General features: G+C 72.7%; 16 protein-coding genes. 10 read left to right on the top strand and 6 right to left on the bottom strand.

Annotation, left to right across the window (positions count from 1 at the left end; all coding sequences use genetic code 11):
- Window positions 1–57 precede the first annotated feature (57 nt).
- Window positions 58–618 carry a YceI family protein gene (locus DC432_RS01975; RefSeq protein ID WP_108317955.1) on the top strand — a complete coding sequence of 187 codons (561 nt, stop codon included), beginning with the start codon at window positions 58–60 and terminating at the stop codon, window positions 616–618.
- Window positions 619–737: 119 nt separating this feature from the next.
- Here DC432_RS01975 and DC432_RS01970 read toward each other — a convergent pair whose 3' ends face one another.
- Both DC432_RS01970 and DC432_RS01965 read right to left on the bottom strand, forming a co-directional pair.
- On the bottom strand, window positions 738–1658 hold the full coding sequence (locus DC432_RS01970; protein WP_116536460.1) for a DMT family transporter: 921 nt from the start codon (window positions 1656–1658) through the stop codon (window positions 738–740).
- 313 nt (window positions 1659–1971) lie between these two features.
- Entirely contained in the window at window positions 1972–3300 is a 1329-nt protein-coding gene (locus DC432_RS01965) for an MFS transporter (RefSeq protein WP_243392983.1), read from the bottom strand.
- 165 nt (window positions 3301–3465) lie between these two features.
- On the opposite strand from DC432_RS01965, the gene rpsO reads away from it, so the two are divergent.
- Window positions 3466–3735, top strand: coding sequence for a 30S ribosomal protein S15 (gene rpsO / locus DC432_RS01960; protein ID WP_108319161.1), 270 nt, complete (start codon window positions 3466–3468; stop codon window positions 3733–3735).
- A 262-nt stretch (window positions 3736–3997) separates the two neighbouring features.
- Here rpsO and DC432_RS01955 read toward each other — a convergent pair whose 3' ends face one another.
- The gene (locus tag DC432_RS01955; protein WP_116536459.1) at window positions 3998–5014 is read right to left on the bottom strand and encodes an isopenicillin N synthase family dioxygenase; all 1017 of its coding nucleotides are present in this window, start codon (window positions 5012–5014) and stop codon (window positions 3998–4000) included.
- Between the two features lie 201 nt (window positions 5015–5215).
- On the opposite strand from DC432_RS01955, the gene efeU reads away from it, so the two are divergent.
- From efeU to DC432_RS01925, 6 genes are all read left to right on the top strand, one after another.
- On the top strand, window positions 5216–6169 hold the full coding sequence (efeU, locus tag DC432_RS01950) for an iron uptake transporter permease EfeU (RefSeq protein ID WP_116536458.1): 954 nt from the start codon (window positions 5216–5218) through the stop codon (window positions 6167–6169).
- A gap of 65 nt (window positions 6170–6234) precedes the next feature.
- Window positions 6235–7464, top strand: a complete 1230-nt coding sequence (gene efeO / locus DC432_RS01945) for an iron uptake system protein EfeO (RefSeq protein ID WP_116536457.1) — start codon at window positions 6235–6237, stop codon at window positions 7462–7464.
- Between the two features lie 2 nt (window positions 7465–7466).
- On the top strand, window positions 7467–8786 hold the full coding sequence (efeB, locus tag DC432_RS01940; protein WP_116536515.1) for an iron uptake transporter deferrochelatase/peroxidase subunit: 1320 nt from the start codon (window positions 7467–7469) through the stop codon (window positions 8784–8786).
- Between the two features lie 462 nt (window positions 8787–9248).
- Window positions 9249–10451, top strand: coding sequence for an LLM class flavin-dependent oxidoreductase (locus DC432_RS01935; RefSeq protein WP_165801161.1), 1203 nt, complete (start codon window positions 9249–9251; stop codon window positions 10449–10451).
- A 1-nt stretch (window position 10452) separates the two neighbouring features.
- Entirely contained in the window at window positions 10453–11097 is a 645-nt protein-coding gene (locus DC432_RS01930) for an FMN reductase (RefSeq protein WP_116536455.1), read from the top strand.
- 331 nt (window positions 11098–11428) lie between these two features.
- Complete coding sequence (locus DC432_RS01925; RefSeq protein ID WP_116536454.1) at window positions 11429–12031, top strand: class I SAM-dependent methyltransferase; 603 nt, start codon at window positions 11429–11431, stop codon at window positions 12029–12031.
- Window positions 12032–12089: 58 nt separating this feature from the next.
- Here DC432_RS01925 and DC432_RS01920 read toward each other — a convergent pair whose 3' ends face one another.
- Entirely contained in the window at window positions 12090–12872 is a 783-nt protein-coding gene (locus DC432_RS01920; RefSeq protein ID WP_165801160.1) for a DNA/RNA non-specific endonuclease, read from the bottom strand.
- 46 nt (window positions 12873–12918) lie between these two features.
- On the opposite strand from DC432_RS01920, the gene DC432_RS01915 reads away from it, so the two are divergent.
- On the top strand, window positions 12919–13680 hold the full coding sequence (locus tag DC432_RS01915; RefSeq protein ID WP_116536513.1) for a fructosamine kinase family protein: 762 nt from the start codon (window positions 12919–12921) through the stop codon (window positions 13678–13680).
- 272 nt (window positions 13681–13952) lie between these two features.
- Here the strand turns inward: DC432_RS01915 and DC432_RS01910 are convergent, their stop codons facing one another.
- Window positions 13953–14564 (bottom strand): DedA family protein, encoded by a 612-nt coding sequence (locus DC432_RS01910; protein ID WP_116536453.1) that lies wholly within the window; start codon window positions 14562–14564, stop codon window positions 13953–13955.
- Between the two features lie 123 nt (window positions 14565–14687).
- Between DC432_RS01910 and DC432_RS01905 the strand changes: the two genes are divergently transcribed.
- Complete coding sequence (locus tag DC432_RS01905; RefSeq protein WP_116536452.1) at window positions 14688–16655, top strand: glycosyltransferase; 1968 nt, start codon at window positions 14688–14690, stop codon at window positions 16653–16655.
- Between the two features lie 19 nt (window positions 16656–16674).
- On the opposite strand, the gene DC432_RS16310 is transcribed toward DC432_RS01905, so the two are convergent.
- Window positions 16675–18006, bottom strand: a complete 1332-nt coding sequence (locus DC432_RS16310; protein WP_165801159.1) for a hypothetical protein — start codon at window positions 18004–18006, stop codon at window positions 16675–16677.
- Between the last annotated feature and the right edge of the window lie 86 nt (window positions 18007–18092).

Below are 18092 nucleotides of genomic sequence, written 5' to 3'. Positions count from 1 at the left end.
ATGGGAGTTTGATCCCGTCAGGACGCCGACACGGCTCCCCCGACCTTTAGGAGTGACATGACCGACGCAACCGCCCTCGACATCCCCGGCTACAAGACGGGCACCTGGGTGCTCGACCCCGCCCACAGCGAGGTCACCTTCTCGGTGCGCCACATGATGATCTCGAAGGTGCGCGGCACCTTCGGTGTCAAGAGCGCCACCATCGTCGCCCCCGAGAACCCCCTCGAGGCCACCGTCGAGGCGTCCGTCGACGTCACCTCGGTCGACACCAAGGACGAGGGTCGCGACCAGCACCTGCGCTCGGCCGAGTTCTTCGACGCCGAGACCTACCCCACGCTCGACTTCCGCTCGACCGGCGTGCGCCTCGAGGACGGCGACTTCCTCGTCGACGGCGACCTCACCATCCGCGGCATCACCAAGCCCGCCACCTTCTCGCTCGACTTCGGCGGCTTCGGCACCGACCCGTGGGGCAACTACAAGGCCGGCGCGACCGCCAAGACCGTCGTCAACCGCGAAGACTTCGGCCTCACGTGGAACGCCGCGCTCGAGACCGGCGGCGTGCTCGTCGGCAAGGACGTCACGATCGAGCTCGACCTGCAGCTCTCGCTCCAGGCGTGATCCGACCGCGACGCGCGTCGCGGTACTGATCGATTCGAAGACCCCGGGTGCTCGGCATCCGGGGTCTTCGTCGTCTCCGTCCGCCACCGGGGTGCAGGGACCGCGTCGCGGACGGGGGCCTACCCCGCGACCGCGCGGCGCCCGAGGCGAAGGCGCTGCTGCACGAGCAGGATGCCCACGAAGACCACCGCCGCGCCCACGGGCTCGTTCCAGCTGATGGTCTCGTTCAGCAACAGGATGCCGAGCCCCACCCCGACCACGGGGGTGATGTACGTGACCGTCGAGGCACGGGTCGGTCCCCAGGCGCGCAGGGTGTTCTGGTTCCAGACGTAGGCGACGCCGGTGCCGAGCACCCCGAGGGCGATGATGCTGGCGGAGACGGGCAGGTCGAGGCGCATCGGCTCGGCGAGGATCAGCGGCGACAGTGCGACCATGATGGCCGCCGCCGGGGCGATGTACCCGAAGGCGAAGGCGACGCCCGAGAGGCCGGTGTCGCCGAGGAAGCGGCGCATGTACGCGAGGCTGAAGCCGTAGCACGCCGTCGCGGCCAACAGTGCCAGCTGGGCGACGGTGCTGTCGCCGACGTCGGCCACGGCCCCCGGCGCGATGATGACGACGACGCCGACGATGCCCACACCGATGCCGACCAGCTGCCCGATCGCGAGCCGCTCGACCCGGAACACCGCCCAGGCCATGATCGCCGTCATGATCGGGGTCGTCGCGTTGAAGATGCTCGCCAGCCCCGACGACACGTGCTGCTCGGCCCAGGCGAAGAGCAGAAACGGCACGACGCAGAAGCTGACGGCCAGGACGACGAGATGGCCCCACGTGCGCCGGCCGCGGGGCAGGCGCTCGCGGCGGACGAGCACGATGGCGCCGAGGGCGAGCGCGCCGAACAGCAGTCGCCCGCCGGCGACCTGCGCGGGCGTCATGCCGGTGAGGGCGACGGCGATGAAGAGGAAGCTCGACCCCCACACGATCCCCGTGAGGACGAACTGCACGACGATCGACGCGGGGGAGGGGGAGGAAGGGGATGCCACGGGACCGACACTACGGTCGGCGCCCGTCCGCGCGTCCGCCGAGCGGATGCGACGTCCGGAATCCGCCGTCTCTCGGCAGTCGGATGACGCGGGGGTGGTGCGCGGGGAGCACGGTCGCCGGGGGCGGCGGCGCGCTCGACGTCCGCGGGGTCGCTCGGGTCGCGGCGTCGCTCGGGGTCGTGGGGTCGTGGGGTCGCGGGGTCGCTCGGTGCGCGGGGTGGTTCGGGGTCGCGGGGTGGCTCGGCGTCGCCCGGGGTCGCGGGGTGGCTCGGCGTCGCCCGGGGTCGCGGCGTCGCTCAGGGGCCGGTGTCGTTCAGGGCTGCGGGTCGAGGGCGTCGTAGGCGCGGAAGCGCGGGGTCAGACGCACCAGGGTCCCGACGAGGGCGAGGATCACCAGGCCGCCCAGCAGCGGGGGCACCCACAGCGCGGCGAGGGTCGCGAGAGTGCCGGCGTAAAGCGCCCCGACACGGGGACCGCCGGCCACCACCACGATGAAGATGCCCTGCAGGCGCCCGCGCATGGCATCCGGAACAGCCGCCTGCATCATCGTGGAGCGGTAGATGGCGCTGACGTTGTCGGCGGCGCCCGAGACGGCCAGTGCGATCGCGGCCAGGACGATCAGCACGACGGCGGCGACGTCCTCGCCCGTGTCGGCGGGGCGCAGCCACCCCAGGGAGGCGGCGAGCAGCACCGCCCCGAAAGCGCCGACGGCCACCGCGTAGACCTGGATCGCCCGGGCGATGCCGAGGCCCTGGCGCCGGACGCGCCCGATCGGTCCCGAGAACAGGCTCGACAGGAAGGCGCCGGCCGCGACCGCGGCGGTGAGCACGCCGGTCGTGATCGCTCCGCCGCCCAGCAGCACGGCGCCGATCGCGGGGAAGAGCGCCACGGGCTGACCGAAGGTCATGGCGATGATGTCGAGGATGTACTGCAAGCGGATGTTCGGCGCACGGCGCAGGAAGCGGACGCCGTCGCGGAACGATTCCAGGCCCGGGCGCACGATCTCTCCCTCGGGCCGCAGGCGCGGCAGCGACCAGAGGCCGAGGAACAGCGAGGTCATCAGCAGGACGTCGAGCGAATACGTCCAGGCGTAGCCGGCGACCGCGACGAGCACTCCCGCGAGGGCCGGTCCGGCCATGACCATGATCCCCACCGTCACCCCCTGCAGCGCCGCCGCCGCGGGCAGGAGGTCGCGGGGGATCAGTCGCGGGGTGATCGCCGACTTCGTCGCCATGACGATCGAGTTGGCGGCCGAGTTGACCACGCTGAGCACGAAGAGCCAGGCCACCGTCTCGAGACCCGTCCAAGCCAGGATCGCCAGCAGGGCCGTCGACGCGAAGGTGATGACGGCCGCCAGCAGTGCCACGGTGCGCCGATCGAAGGCGTCGGCGAGCATGCCGCCGTACAGACCCGCCACGACCATGGGCAGCAGCCCCGCCACCGCGATCATCGAGACCGCGAAGGTGCTCTGCGTCAGCTCGAACACGTGCAGCATGACCGCGACGACGGTGAGCTGACCCCCGAGGCCCGCGAGGGTCGAGCCGATCCACAGCCGGGCGAACGCGGGAGACGTGGTGAGCGGGCGGACGTCGATCAGGGCGCGGCGGGCCCGGGAGGTGGTCACGGGGTCGCTCGGCTGCACGGATCGAGGCTACGCCAGCCCGCCGACAGTGGTCCGCGGCACGGTTCGTGCACGGGGTCGGGGGCTGGTAGACTCATGCGGTTGCCGTTCGATCGGCCGCGGATAAAGAGAGCTCGCACATCAGGTGCCGAGCGCCGCGCAATGAGAAGGAAGGGGATCCCATCTATGGCACTCGAAGCAGACGTCAAGAAGGCGATCATCGAAGAGTACGCGACGCACCCCGGTGACACCGGATCCCCCGAGGTGCAGGTCGCGATGATGACGCAGCGCATCAAGGACCTCACCGAGCACCTCAAGGCACACAAGCACGACCACCACTCGCGCCGTGGCCTGTTCCTGCTCGTCGGTCAGCGCCGTCGCCTGCTGGGTTACCTGCAGGACGTCGACATCAACCGTTACCGCTCGCTCATCGAGCGTCTCGGTCTGCGTCGCTAATCGCACCAGCGTTCTATCGCGCAAAACATTCTTGGAAGGCCGCCCCACGGTGTGGGGCGGCCTTCGGCGTTCCCGGATGCCGTGCCCTCGCTCTTCGCGCCCCCGGCCCGCCCTGCCCTTGCCGGGTCCGCTCCACCGCTGCCCCGCCCGGTCGCTCGAGCACACCGCCAGCACCATCGATAAACGCCGGTCCTGCCGAGACACGGCGCGTCGCCGCGTGTCTGAGCGGGACCGGCGTTTATCGCGGGGATGACCTCGCGGGTCAGGAGCCCGCGCGCGCGGCCAACAGGTCGGGGTGCCAGCGCTCGGCCACGTCGGGGTGGGCGCGCAGGCGCGACTTGAGGGCGTTCTCGCCGTAGGTCGCGTGGATGGGGTTGGTGGGGTCGTCGGTGACTCCCCGGACCTCGGATGCCAACTCCTCGGGCAGATCGATGATGGGCAGGCGCGCGTCGAGCGCGGGGTTGAAGAAGAACGGCACCGAGATGCGCTCGTCCGGGAAGCGCGGCGAGATGACCCGGTGGTTGGTCGCGGTCAGGTAGCCCTGGGTCGCGTACTCGAGCAGCTCGCCGATGTTCACCACGAAAGCGCCCGAGACCGGGGGAGCGTCGACCCACTCGCCGTCGCGCTCGACCTGCAGGCCGCCCTTGCCCGGCTCCACCCACAGCAGGGTGAGGACTCCCGAGTCCTTGTGCGCACCGACGCCCTGCTGGGGGGTGGGGTCGTCCTTGCCGGGGTAGCGGACGATCTTGATGAGCGTCTGCGGGTCGCCGAAGTGCCGGTCGAAGTACTGCTCTTCGGCTCCCAGCGACAGCGCCCACGCGCGGAGGAGTTTACGGGCGATGCCGGTCAGGTGGTCGTGCCACTCGGCGACCACCTCGCGCAGCTCGGGCTGGGCCGCGGGCCAAAGGTTGGGGCCGACGAGGCGGTTGTAGCCGGGACCGTCGGGGTCGACCAGCGGTTCCCGCTCGGGGCCGATGTCGATCTGCTCGCGCCAGTCGACCCGGCCCTGGGTCAGCTCGCCGCCGACGCGCGTGTAGCCGCGGAAGTGCGGACTGGTGACGTTCTCGATGGCGAGCTTGTCGGCATCCGGCAGGGCGAAGAAGTCCTTCGCCGCCTGCAGCAGTCGGGACTCCAGCTCGGCGCTGACGCCGGTGCCGGTGAGGTAGAAGAGGCCGACGTCGTGCGTGGCGGCGCGCAGATCGTCGCGGAACCGGGCGGCGGCGTCGGGGCCCTGGTCGAGGAGCGAGAGGTCGAGGATCGGAAGAGTGAGCTCGGACATGCGTCGAGGCTAGATCGGCTCGCGGCCGTCGGCGCGAATGTTGCCGAGGGTTACCTCCGCCTCCGTCCCGAGAGCGGCACGGGTGCGCGCGGGGGATGCGCGTCGCGGCGAAAGTGCGTAATCTGTCTGAGTCAGGTGAGGCTGTCCTTACCGACCCGCAGCGTCGCGGCATCCCATCTCCCGAAAGTCGGAAACCCGCCCGTGCTTGCCAGCTTCTTCGCCACCTTCCTCATCGGCCTCCGCGAGGGCCTCGAGGCCGCGCTCGTCGTCGGCATCCTCGTCGCCTATCTCACCCGGGTCGGTCGCCGCGATGCCCTGCCGAAGCTGTGGACCGGGGTCGGCCTGGCGATCGGTCTCGCGCTGGCCATCGGCGCCGTCTTCACCTTCGGCGCCTACATGCTGACCTTCGAGGCGCAGGAGATGCTCGGCGGCGGGCTCTCGTTGCTGGCCGTGGCGATGGTCACCTGGATGATCTTCTGGATGCAGAAGGCCGGCCGCACCCTCAAGAGCGGCCTCGAGGGCGGCGTCGACAAGGCCCTGCGCGGCGGCGTCTGGGCGCTCGTGGCCATCGGCTTCGTGTCGGTCGCGCGCGAGGGCGTCGAGACGACCCTGCTGCTGTGGTCGATGGTGCAGTCCTTCGGCGAGTCGGCCGAGGCGCTCATCGGCGCCCTGCTGGGGCTGGCCACGGCCGCGGTGCTCGGCTGGTTCATCGCGCGCGGCATGCTGCGCCTGAACCTCGGTCGTTTCTTCACCTGGACGGGCGGCTTCCTCGTCGTGGTCGCCGCCGGGGTGCTCGCCTACGCGTTCCACGACCTGCAGGAGGCCGGCGTCCTGCCCGGTCCCTTCGGCGCCGGCGCGCCCATCGACCCCGCCACGGGTGCGGTCGCCGTCGGCTGGGCGGGTCTGCCCTTCGGCTGGGCCTTCGACCTCTCGACCGTGATCGCCCCCGACAGCGCGCTCGCCGCGATCCTGCAGGCGACGGTCGGCTTCATGCCGCAGATGACGTGGCTGCAGGTGATCGCCTGGGTGATCTACGTCGCGGTCGTGGTCCCCCTGTTCATCCGGGGTGTGCGCGCGAACCGTCGTCCGCGCGCGACCGCGGCCAGCCCCGTCGCGCCGTCCGCGCGCGCCACGGCCGCCGCCGCGACCTCCTGACTCCCGGGTCCGCGCCCCTCCCCGACGCCGTGGCATCCGCTACTTCCGAATCCGAACGGAGCACCATGAATCCCACACGCCTTCTCGCGGCCACCGCCGTGGCCGGGGTCGCCGCCCTCGCCCTGTCGGGGTGCGTCGCCAAGGCCGACGCCGCCGGCACCGGCGCGCTCACCGTCACCTCGACCGCCGACGACTGCGCCGTGTCGTCGAGCAGCGCCCCCAGCGGCACGGTGGCGTTCCAGATCGACAACAAGAGCGATCAGGTGACCGAGTTCTACCTGCTGGCCTCGGACGGCCTGCGCATCGTCGGCGAGGTCGAGAACATCGCCCCCGGCGCCTCGCGCAGCCTGACCGTCGTCGCTCAGCCCGGCGACTACTTCACCCTGTGCAAGCCCGGGATGGTGGGCGACGGCGTCGGCAAGAAGGCCTTCGCGGTCACCGGTGAGGCGGTCGCCCTCGACGGAGCGGATGCCGAGCAGAAGCAGCAGGCCGTCGACCTGTACGCCGCGTTCGTCAAGGACCAGACGGGCCAGCTCATCCCCGCCGTGCAGACCTTCGCCGCCGCGTACGAGGCCGGGGACGACGCCGCCGCGCGTGAGCAGTTCCCGCGCGTGCGCGCCTTCTACGAGCGCATCGAGCCCGTCGCCGAGGCGCTGGGCGACCTCGACCCGCGCATCGACTACCGCGAGGTGGACGCCGTTGCCGAGGGCCTGCAGTGGACCGGGTTCCACCGCATCGAGAAGGACCTCTGGGTGCCCGCGCAGGACGCGCTCAACGCCGACGGCGAGACCCCGGCGTGGAAGGACTGGGCTCCCTCGACGACCGCGGAGCGCGCGACCTACGGCGACCAGCTGATCGCCGACACGCAGGAGCTGTACGACTACGTGCACTCCGACGAGTTCACCCGGACGCTCGAGGCGCAGGGCGTCGCGGGCATCTCGAACGGTGCGATCGCGCTGCTCGACGAGGTGGCCACCGGCAAGATCAGCGGCGAGGAGGACTGGTGGTCCAAGACCGACCTGCACGACTTCGCCGCCAACGTCGAGGGCTCCAAGATGGCCTTCTCGCTCGTGCGCGACTTCGCCGAATCGAAGGGCGACAAGGGCGCCTCGCTCGTCAGTCGGATCGACGCCGGGTACGCCGACCTCGAAGCGGCGCTCGCCGCGCACGGCTCCGCCGACGCCGGGTTCGTGCCCTATCCGCAGCTCACCGAGGCCGACAAGCGTCAGCTGACCGACCTCATCAACGCGCTCGCCGAGCCGCTGTCGCAGCTCACGGTGACGATCCTGGAGTGAGCGTGACCGACGAAGAGCAGTCCTCCCCGCCCGTCGAGGCGGGTGCCGTCTCCAACGAGCGGACGGATGCCGCCGGCCTCTCCCGCCGGGGCCTGTTCGGCCTGGCGATCGGCGCCGGGGCCACGGGCCTCGTCGTCGGCGCCGGGGCGGGCCTGGTCGGCGGGGCCGCGTACGGCACCGCGCAGGCGCGGGCGGTGACGGATGCCGTGGCCCCGGGGGCCGGCATCCATCAGCCCGGGATCACGACTCCGGTGCAGGACCACCTGCACTTCGCCGCCTACGACATGATGGCCCGCACCACGCGCGCGGATCTGGCGGAGCTGCTGTCGGACTGGACCTACGCCGCGACCCGGATGATGCAGGGTCTCGACGTCAGCGCGACGGGCGCGGTCGGCGGGTCGCCCGAGGCGCCGCCGGATGACACCGGCGAGGCGCTGGGGCTGCCCGCGAGCAACCTCACGATCACGTTCGGGTTCGGCCCGTCGCTCTTCGACGAGCGCTTCGGGCTCGAGGCCCAGAAGCCGGAGGGGCTCGAGCGGCTGCCCGCCTTCGTCGGCGACGACCTCGATCCGCTCCGTTCGGACGGCGACCTGTGCATCCAGGCGTGCGCGGACGACCCGCAGGTCGCCGTGCACGCGATCCGCAACCTCAGTCGCATCGCCTTCGGCCGCGCAACGATCCGGTGGTCGCAGCTCGGATTCGGACGCACGTCCAAGACCACCGCCGCTCAGGCGACCCCGCGCAACCTCTTCGGGTACAAGGACGGCACCGCGAACATCCTGGCCGACGACGCCGCCGCCCTCGACGAGAACGTGTGGGTGCCGGCATCCGAGGGCCCGGCGTGGCTCGCGGGCGGGTCGTACCTCGTCGCCCGGCGGATCGCGATGCTCATCGAGACCTGGGACCGCACGCGCCTGGCCGAACAGGACCGGGTCGTCGGTCGCGACAAGGCGAACGGCGCGCCGCTGTCGGGCGGCGACGAGTTCGCCGCTCCCGACTTCGCGGCCGTCGGCGCCACGGGGAAGCCCGCGATCGACCCGCGCAGTCACGTGCGGCTGGCCCACCCCGATCTCAACGGCGGCATCCGTCTGCTGCGCCGCGGGTACAACTTCGTCGACGGCACGACCGACCTCGGCCGGTTGAACGCCGGGCTGTTCTTCCTGTCGTTCCAGCGCAGTCCCGACCGGTACATCACGGTGCAGCGGTCCCTGGCGACGGATGCCATGGGCGAATACCTGCGCCACGTCGGCTCGGGGCTGTGGGCGGTGCCGCCCGCGCCGGCGGCGGGGACCTCGATCGGGGCGGGGCTCATGGGCGCCTGACGCCCTCCCGGGCGTCCGCGCGTGCCTGCCCGGCATCCGCGCGTGTCCCCGGCGTCCGCGCGTGCCTGCCCGGTGTCCGCGCGTGCCTCCCGGCGTTCGCGCGTGCCTGCCCGGTGTCCGCGCGTGCCTCCCCGGCGTCGGCGTGTGCCTCCTGCATCCGCGCGTGCCCCCGGCGTCGGCGTGTGCCCCCGGCGTCGGCGTGTGCCCCGGCATCCGCGCGTGCCCCCGGCATCCGCGCGTGCCCCGGGCGTCGGCGTGTGCCCCCGGCATCCGCCCACAAACGCTCTCCGTATCGAGAAACGCGGTCTCGTCGCGTTTCTCGACACGGAGAGCGTTTATCGGCAGGTTCGAGCGGATGCCGGTGGTCCGGGAATAGATCCGACGGCCCGGCGTTCTCCCATGTATATTCAGATGCATACAAACAGGAGGCGCATCGTGAACGAGACGAGCAACTGGCCCGGAATGCAGTTCGGTGTCATGACGGTGAGCGACATCACCCAGGACCCGACCACGGGCAAGACCCCGAGCGAAGCCCAGCGCATCAAGGACACGCTCACGATCGCGAAGCACACCGAGGAGGTCGGACTCGACGTCTTCGCCCTGGGCGAGCACCACAACCCTCCGTTCTGGTCGTCGTCGCCCACGACGACGCTGGCGTACATCGCCGCGCAGACCGAGCGCCTCATCCTCACCACCTCGACCACGCTCATCACCACGAACGACCCGGTGAAGATCGCCGAGGACTTCGCGATGCTGCAGCACGTGTCGGGCGGCCGCGCCGACCTCATGCTCGGTCGCGGTAACACCGGCCCCGTGTACCCCTGGTTCGGCAAGGACATCCGTCAGGGACTGCCGCTGACCATCGAGAACTACGACCTGCTGCACAAGCTGTGGCGTGAGGACGTCGTCGACTGGGAGGGCAAGTTCCGCACGCCGCTGCAGGGCTTCACCTCGACCCCGCGTCCCCTCGACGGCGTACCGCCGTTCGTCTGGCACGGCTCGATCCGCACGCCCGAGATCGCCGAGCAGGCCGCGTACTACGGCAACGGCTTCTTCGCCAACAACATCTTCTGGCCCAAGGAGCACTACCAGCGTCTCATCACGCTGTACCGCGAACGCTACGCCCACTACGGCCACGGCACGCCCCAGCAGGCGATCGTCGGCCTCGGCGGCCAGGTGTTCATGCGCGCCAACTCCCAGGACGCGGTGCGCGAGTTCCGCCCCTACTTCGACAACGCGCCCGTGTACGGCCACGGCCCGAGCCTCGAGGACTTCAGCGAGATGACCCCGCTGACCGTCGGCTCGCCGCAGCAGATAATCGACCGCTACGCCGCCATGCGCGAGACCTTCGGCGACTACCAGCGCCAGCTCTTCCTCATCGACCACGCGGGTCTTCCGACCAAGACCGTGCTCGAGCAGCTCGACATCCTGGGCGGCGAGGTCGTCCCCGTCCTCCGCAAGGAGCTGCAGAAGAACCGTCCGGCCGAGGTGCCCGACGCCCCCACGCACGCCAACCTGGTCGAGAAGATCTACGCCGGGGCGGCGCCGCGCCAGGCCGTCCCCGCCGCCAACCGCGGTGACAACCTCACCTCGGGAAGCCCGTACCAGGATGCCGCGAAGGCCGGCAGCGCCTTCGGCAAGGCCGCCGCGAAGGTCGGTGCCTGAGATGGCCGCCCGTCGCATCGCGGTCGTCACCGCGGGGCTGTCGACGCCCTCGTCGACGCGGATGCTCGGCGACCGCCTGGCGCACGCCGTGCTCGCCGAGTTGCGCGAACGCGGGATCGACGCGACCTCGGACGTGTTCGAGCTGCGCGACTACGCCCACGACCTGACCGACAACCTGTTGACCGGCTTCGCGCCGCCCGCGCTGGAGCAGATGATCAACACGGTCGTCTCGGCCGACGGCATCATCGCGGTCACACCGATCTTTTCCACGAGCTACTCGGGCCTGTTCAAGTCGTTCATCGACGTGCTCGACCCGCAGGCGCTGAACGGCACCCCGGTGCTGCTGGGCGCCAACGCGGGCACGGCCCGCCACTCGCTCGCGATCGACTACGCGATCCGCCCGCTGTTCACCTACCTGCACGCCAACCCCGTGCCGACCGGGGTGTTCGCGGCATCCAGCGACTGGGGAGCGAACGCCGACGAGGTGGCGCCGCTCGGGTCCCGCGTGGACCGCGGCGCCCGCGAGCTCGCCGACGCCATCGCGGCCCGTGAGCCCGTCCGCGACACCGACCCGTTCGACCCCTCGTCGTACCTCGGCGAGGGCCGGTCGTTCGGACACCTCCTGGGCGGTCTGTCGGGGGAGTGACGCTGCGCGAGCCCCGTCGCCTTCGAGGCGGCGGGGCTTTCGCGTGCGCGCGCTGCGGGGACGACGGAGGTCATGCACCGCCGGGCGTGTCGCGTGCGTCGAGGGCATGCGCATCATCCCCGAGGTGTGCGCGGCGTCGCGGGGACGTGCACGACCTCCGCGGTGTCGCGGGGTCGTGGGCGCGTGAACAACCTCCGCGACGTGCGCAAAATCCGCCGGGGTTCCAGATCTCGGACGGAGATCGTTCACATCGCGGAGGATATGCACGCCGCAAGACGGCGCCCCGCACCGACCCCGCGCTCTAGGGTGGGGGCGAGCAGAAGGAGCCCGAATGGATGCCGCGCAGTGGGACGAGCGCTACCGTGCCTCCGCCGGAGGCGTGTGGGCGACGCAGCCGCCCGCCGTGGTGCGCGAGATCACCGCTGCGCTGTCGGCGGGAACAGCGATCGACGTCGCGACCGGAGACGGGCGGACCGCCCTGTGGCTCGCCGAGCGTGGATGGCGGTGCACGGGCCTGGACTTCTCGAGCGCCGGCCTGGCGCTCGCCGCCGCCCGGCCCGGGGGTGACGCGGTCGACTGGGTCGAGGGGGACGTGCACGCGTGGCAGCCCGCAGCGCCGGTCGATCTGGTCGTGTCGTGCTACCTGCATCTGCCCGACAGCGCGGCGGCGGTCTCGCGCATCGCCGCCTGGGTCGCGCCCGGGGGGACGCTCGTGGTGGTCGGCCACGACGTCGACAACATCGCCGCCGGAGGGCACGGCCCGAGCGACCCGGCGATCCTGTACACCCCCGAGCTGCTGCGGGGGGCGCTCGACGAGCGGTTCGACGTCCTGCGCTGCGAGCGGGTGACCCGCTCGAGCGCCGACGCCGAGTTGCGCGACGGCCACCCCGCCGCCGCCGTCGACACCGTTCTGCACGCGGTGCGCCGCACCTGAGGGCTGCGAGCGGGTCCTCGCGAGTGGCCTTCGATCAGGTCGGTCGCGCCGCCGCGCCTCACAAGACGATGTCCGCGGCGCTCCTCAGCTCGCGCGCGGCCACCGGCCGCAGCCCCCGTCGCACGAGCGTGTCGGCGGAAGCGAGCGGTCCGACGTCGATGCCGGCCTCGGCCGCGAGCTCGGCGATCGGCACCTGGAACGTGCGGAAGGCGCCGAGCGGCGGAACGACGAGTCCCTGCCGTGTGTCGACCAGGTCGCTCTGGTCGAGCACGAATCCCGCGGCGCCGAGGACGTCTCCCGCGCGCCAGGCGGCGACCTTCCAGAAGCGCAGCGGCACGCGGATGCCCCGGTACGGCGGGTCGTCGGCGCCGAGGACGGGGGCGGTGAACACCGCGATCCGCTGGTCGGTCGTCTCGGCGTAGGCGAGCACGTGGTCTTCGAGCCCGAGCCACAGCTCTTCGGACTGATTGAACCCGGCCGCCTGCGGTGCGGCGTTGGTGTAGAAGAACGTCGCCTCGGTGGCATCCCGTGCCTCGGACGACTCTCCCCAGCCGGGGTCGCGCCGACGCACCAGGTGCCCGCGATCGAGGTCGTTACGGCTGTAGACCTCGGGCCCGGCCTGAGCGTCGGCCGCGACCCGCGGGTCGAGACGCCACTCGCCCGTGCGGGGGAGGTCTCGCAGCGTCGCACCGTCGATCACCACGCCGGTGACCGCGGCGAAGCGGCGCTGCTCGTCGAGCAGGACCGAGAATCGCGGATAGTCCAGCCGCGTCGCGGGTCGCTCGGGCGAGGGGAGGGGGAGGGGGATGCCGAGGAAGTCCGGATCGTAGCCGTCGCTCATGCCTCCATCGTGCCGTCGACCTCCGACATCGCGACAGACTGGGGTGATGGAACGGTACGTGAAGACCCGGGCCGACGCCCCCGACGGCTTCTTCGCCGCCGAGGCCGCCGGTCTGCGCTGGCTCGCCGACGCCGGTGGCGCGGCCACGGCGCGGGTCTTCGACGTGCGCCACGACCGCATCGCCCTCGAACGCATCGCCGAGGTGGCCCCGACGGTCGCCGCCGCGACCGCGTTCGGGACCGCGCTCGCCGCGACCCACGCCGCCGGTGCCGAGGCGTTCGGATCGCCGCCGCCGGGATGGCGGGGCGGCATCTTCATCGGCCGACGCCCGCAGCCCGCCGACCCGACCCCGAGCTGGGGCGCCTTCTACGCCGCCCAGCGCGTCGAGCCGTTCGTTCCGATCGCTGTCGCAGCGGGGAATCTGTCGTCCACGGGCGCCGAGGTCGTCGCCCGCGCCTGCGCCCTGATCGCTGACGGGGCGTTCGACGACGATGAGCCTCCCGCGCGCCTGCACGGCGACCTGTGGGCCGGAAACGTGCTGTGGTCCAGCGGGGGAGTGGTGCTCATCGACCCGGCGGCCCACGGCGGGCATCGCGAGACCGACCTGGCGATGCTGGCGCTGTTCGGCTGCCCGTTCCTCGACGAGGTCCTCGCCGCGTACGACCGGGCGCGGCCGCTCGGCGCCGGGTGGCGCGAGCGCGTGCCGCTGCATCAGCTGCACCCCCTCGCGGTGCATGCCGCGGGCCACGGCCCCTCGTATGGTCGCGCGCTGGTGGACGCCGCGGGGCGGATGCTGGGGCTGCGCTGACGCGGCGGGGGTCGGCATTCCGGATCTCGGAGAACCGCGCGAAGCTCGGAGGAATCGTGGTGAATTCTCCGAGTTCGGTGACGTTCTCCGAGTTGGGGGGCGTTGGCGGATGCCGCGGGGCGGACGCTCGGGCTGCGCTGACGCGGCGGGGGTCGGCATCCCGGACCTCGGAGAATCGCGCGAAGCTCGGAGGAATCGCGGCAGATCCTCCGAGTTTCGCGACGTTGTCCGAGTTCCGCGCGCGCCACGGCCTGCGGCGTGCGCCCCGCGCCTCAGCCCCGCGCCGCCGCCCGACGCCGTGCCCGCCGCGCGAGCGCCAGGTCGATCCCCACGCCGATCCCCACCGCGACGACGATCGACACCACCACCGCCACCACCGGCCCGCCCGGCACCAGGGCCGCGACCACCGCACCGATCACGGCCTGGTACGCCGCCCAGGAGAGTGCCGCGACGGCGGCGACGCCGAGGTACCGCACCGGCTCCACCCGGGCGGCACCCGCCGCGAGGTTCACCGCGAGGCGCGCGAAAGGCACGAAGCGTGCCGTGAACAGCACGACGGCGGCGTTGCGTTCCAGTCGCGCCCGCGCCCAGTCCAGAGCCGCGGCCACGCGGGGACCGCGCATCCAGCGCCACCGCTCCACGCCGACCGCGCGCCCCACCAGGTAGCAGCTCAGGTCGCCCGCGAAGGCCGCGAGACCCGCGACGACGATCACGGCGCCGAGCGGCGGCGTCCCGTGCGCGACCGCCAGCGCCCCGAACGCGGTGACGGCCGCTTCACCCGGGATGACGACGAGGAACGCGTCGGCGAACACCAGCGCGGCCATTCCCGCCAGCGCCCAGGGACTCGCCGCGATCGCCTGCAGCCACGCGTCGACACCGTCCATGACGTCACTCTCCGCCGCGGATCGAGACGCCCCGCCGACCGGCCGGTGACGCCCCGCGGAGCATCGGGTGAACATCGCGAACGTCGACCCTCGGCATCCCCCGCGAGGTCGCACCCTGGTGACGTGAGAGTCGCGCTGCTGGCCGAATCCTTCCTCCCGCACATGAACGGGGTCACCGGTTCCGTCCTCCACGTCCTGCGCCACCTGGCCGAGGCGGGCCACGAGACGTTGGTGATCGCACCCAAGTCCGGCGACGTCACCGCCGATCTGCACGGGGCCCGCACCGAGCTGCTGCGCTCCGTCCCGCTTCCGTCCTACCCCGAGGTGCGCGTGGTGTTCGCGCGGGCGGCGCGCCTGGGCGCCCTGCTGCGCGACTTCGACCCCGACGTCGTGCACCTGGCATCCCCGTTCGTCCTGGGCTGGCAGGGGCTGGCCGCCGCCGACGCCCTGCGCATCCCCTCGGTCGCGGTGTACCAGACCGACGTGGTCGCCTACGCGCAGAAGTACGGCCTGCCCCACGCCACCGCGCTCGTCGCCGGCCACGTCGCACGGCTGCACCGACGCGCCACGCTCACCCTCGCGCCGTCGTCGGCCTCGACGCGGCAGCTCGAGCAACTGGGCGTGGACCGCATCCGCCGCTGGGGACGGGGAGTGGATGCCGTCCGCTTCGCCCCCGCGCACCGCGACGACGCGTGGCGGGCCGCGGTGGCGCCGGGGGGCCAGCGCATCGTCGGCTACGTCGGCCGCCTCGCTCCCGAGAAGCAGGTCGACGATCTGCGCGCGCTCGCCGACCTGCCGGGCACCCGCCTGGTCGTCGTCGGCGACGGACCCTCGCGTCCGACGCTCGAGAGAGCGCTCCCGGATGCCGTGTTCACCGGCCACCTGTCGGGTGCGGAGCTCGCGCGGGTCATGGCGGGCTTCGACGTCTTCGTGCACCCGGGCGAGAGCGAGACGTTCGGGCAGACGATCCAGGAGGCGCTCTCGAGCGGCGTCCCGGTGGTCGCGACCGGCGTCGGCGGACCCCTCGACCTGGTGCGCTCGAGCGTCGACGGATGGCTCTACCGGCCGGGCGATCTGGACGACCTGCGCGCGCGGGTGGCCGATCTGGTGGGCGACGACGCCAAGCGCTCCGCCTTCGCCGCCGCCGCCCGCGCCGCGGTGCACGGGCGCACGTGGGAGGCGCTCACCCGCGATCTCGTCGGGCATTACACGGATGCCGTGGCCCTGCGCCGCATCGACGACGGCCTGCTGCGGCGCGGGGGACCGCGCCCGGCCGCGCCGGCGGCATCCCGCCCCCGCGGGCGGTGGAGTCGCTACGTGGCCCTCGGCGACAGCCTCACCGAGGGGCTGTGCGATGCCTCGCGCATGCCGAGCGGGCAGTACCGCGGGTGGGCCGACCGTCTGGCCGAACTGCTCGCGCACACCAGCGCATCGGGACCGTTCCGCTACGCCAACCTCGCGGTGCGCAGCCGCCGCGTGCGCCACCTGATCGACGAGCAGATCCCGGCGGCCCTCGCGCTCGAACCCGACCTGGTGTCGATCCTGATCGGCGCGAACGACCTGGTCGGACCCGCCCCCGTGATCCCGGCGCTCATCGCCGAGGTCGAGTCCGCGGTACGCGCCGTCCGGCGGACGGGCGCCGACGTCGTGCTGGTGACCACGTTCCTGCCCCGGCGGCCGGCGGCGCGCATCTTCGCGCGACGCTTCGCCGCGTACAACGTCGAGCTGCGGCGCATCGCGGCTCTGCACGGGGCCATCCTGCTCGACCTCGAGGCCGAGTCAGAGATCGGCGAACTGCCGCACTGGGCCGACGACCTCGTGCACCTGCGTTCGGGCGGGCACCGTCTGGTCGCGTATCGCGCGGCCGAGATGCTCGGCGTGCCCGACGCGCGAGCCCTGCTGGGGCTCGACGAGGCTCTGCACGCCGATGAGGACGAAGCGCCCCGCGGCACGTGGCTCACGCGCGATGCGCTGCCGTGGGTGTGGCGCCGCGTCCGCGGGCGCACGGCGGGCGACGGCATCCTGGCCAAGCACACGGGCTACGTCGAGCTGCCCACCCGCGGCGACCGGCAGCGCGCCGACGCGGTCTGATCGCACGGACGCCCGGGGCTCAGTACCAGCCGGTGCTCTCGGAGTGCGCCCACGCGCCGCACGGATCGTCGAATCGCGCGCTGATGTAGGACAGGCCCCACGAGATCTGCGTGGCGCCGTTCGTGCGCCAGTCCAGACCCGCCGAGGCCATCTTCTCGCCGGGGAGGGCCTGAGGGATGCCGTAGGCCCCGCTCCAAGGGTTCTGGGCCTGCACGCGCCAGCCCGATTCGCGGTTCCACAGGGCGTTCAGGCACGAGAACTGATCGTCGCCCCAGCCGTAGCCGCGGAGCTGTCCGCGGGCGTTCGCGCGAGCCTCGTCGGGGGTCATGATGGGCGTGGCCGGTGCCGGCGCGGGGGCGGGGGAGCCGGATCCGCTCGAGCCCGACCCGCCGCCGGAGCCGGACCCGCCGGCGGAGCCGGACCCGCCGCCGGAGCCGGACCCGCCGCCGGAGCCGGACCCGCCGCCGGAGCCGGTCGCTGCTCCGCCCGTCGATCCGGAGCCGCCGGTCGATCCGGAGCCGACGCCCGATCCGCCCGATCCGCTCGTCGCCCCACCCCCGGTGCCCGTCGCCCCGCTCGCCTGCGCTCCGCCGCCCGTCGCCCCGAAGGGAGCCGCCGCGTCCTGTGCCGCCTTCTCACGCTCGCGGGCGGCGCGCTCCTGCGCCGCGGTGGTCGCCCGGAGGGCGGCGAGCTGGGCGTAGAGGTCATCGAGACGTGCCTGGGCGGCCGCCACGCTCGCGGACTCGGCGTCGGCCTGTCCCCGGGCGTCGGTCGCGGCGGCGAGTGCCTCGTCGGCCTGCCGTTGGGCTTCGGCCCGCGCCGCGGTCGCCTCTTCGCGCAGCGACGTCGCGACGTCGGCCGTGCTGCGGGCCGCTCCGGCCTCGCGGGCGCTGAGCTGCGCGACCCGGTCCAGGATGCCGAGGCGCTCGAGCAACGAGTCGGGATCGGCGTCCGCGAGCAGTTGCGCGACGAGCGGACCCCGCCCCGCGGTTCGGTAGAGGCGGGCCGCACTCGCCCCGGCGCGACTGCTCGCCGCGGTCATCTCGGCGTCGGCGGCGGCGCTGCGCGCGGAGAGCTGCTGGGCGCGCGCGGCCGTGGACTCAGCCTGCCGACGGGCCTCGTCGGCGACCGTCGCCGCGTCCAGGGCGCGACGGGAGGCCTGCGCGGCAGTGGCCTCGGCGGCATCCAGCTCTTCTTTCACACGCGCGACCGCGGACTCGTCGACCGCGGCGGAGGGGCGCACCGACACGGTCGCCATCCCGGCGGCGGCGGCGGCGGGCGACGGCACGATCGCCGCCGTCAGCAGCGCACACGCGAGGAGCGTGTGACCACTGCGACGGATGGGACCCATGAGGTCACGGTAGAGCACGCGCCCGTGGCGTGCCCACCCCTCGGGGGCTGCCGCTGATATGGTGGAGCGGAATGCCGTCTTGGCAT

Source organism: Microbacterium testaceum (assembly GCF_003075375.1).
GTDB classification, from domain to species: Bacteria; Actinomycetota; Actinomycetes; order Actinomycetales; family Microbacteriaceae; genus Microbacterium; species Microbacterium testaceum_E.
The sequence above is the reverse complement of the archived record's forward strand: the minus strand, read 5'-3'. Positions and strand labels throughout refer to the sequence as shown.

Coding starts and splice junctions, on each gene's coding strand:
- DC432_RS01975 (WP_108317955.1), top strand. CDS start 58: ATGACCGACGCAACCGCCCTCGACATCCCCGGCTACAAGACGGGCACC.
- rpsO (WP_108319161.1), top strand. CDS start 3,466: ATGGCACTCGAAGCAGACGTCAAGAAGGCGATCATCGAAGAGTACGCG.
- DC432_RS01955 (WP_116536459.1), bottom strand. CDS start 5,014: ATGTCCGAGCTCACTCTTCCGATCCTCGACCTCTCGCTCCTCGACCAG.
- efeO (WP_116536457.1), top strand. CDS start 6,235: ATGAATCCCACACGCCTTCTCGCGGCCACCGCCGTGGCCGGGGTCGCC.
- DC432_RS01935 (WP_165801161.1), top strand. CDS start 9,249: ATGCAGTTCGGTGTCATGACGGTGAGCGACATCACCCAGGACCCGACC.
- DC432_RS01930 (WP_116536455.1), top strand. CDS start 10,453: ATGGCCGCCCGTCGCATCGCGGTCGTCACCGCGGGGCTGTCGACGCCC.
- DC432_RS01925 (WP_116536454.1), top strand. CDS start 11,429: ATGGATGCCGCGCAGTGGGACGAGCGCTACCGTGCCTCCGCCGGAGGC.
- DC432_RS01920 (WP_165801160.1), bottom strand. CDS start 12,872: ATGAGCGACGGCTACGATCCGGACTTCCTCGGCATCCCCCTCCCCCTC.
- DC432_RS01915 (WP_116536513.1), top strand. CDS start 12,919: ATGGAACGGTACGTGAAGACCCGGGCCGACGCCCCCGACGGCTTCTTC.
- DC432_RS01910 (WP_116536453.1), bottom strand. CDS start 14,564: ATGGACGGTGTCGACGCGTGGCTGCAGGCGATCGCGGCGAGTCCCTGG.
- DC432_RS16310 (WP_165801159.1), bottom strand. CDS start 18,006: ATGGGTCCCATCCGTCGCAGTGGTCACACGCTCCTCGCGTGTGCGCTG.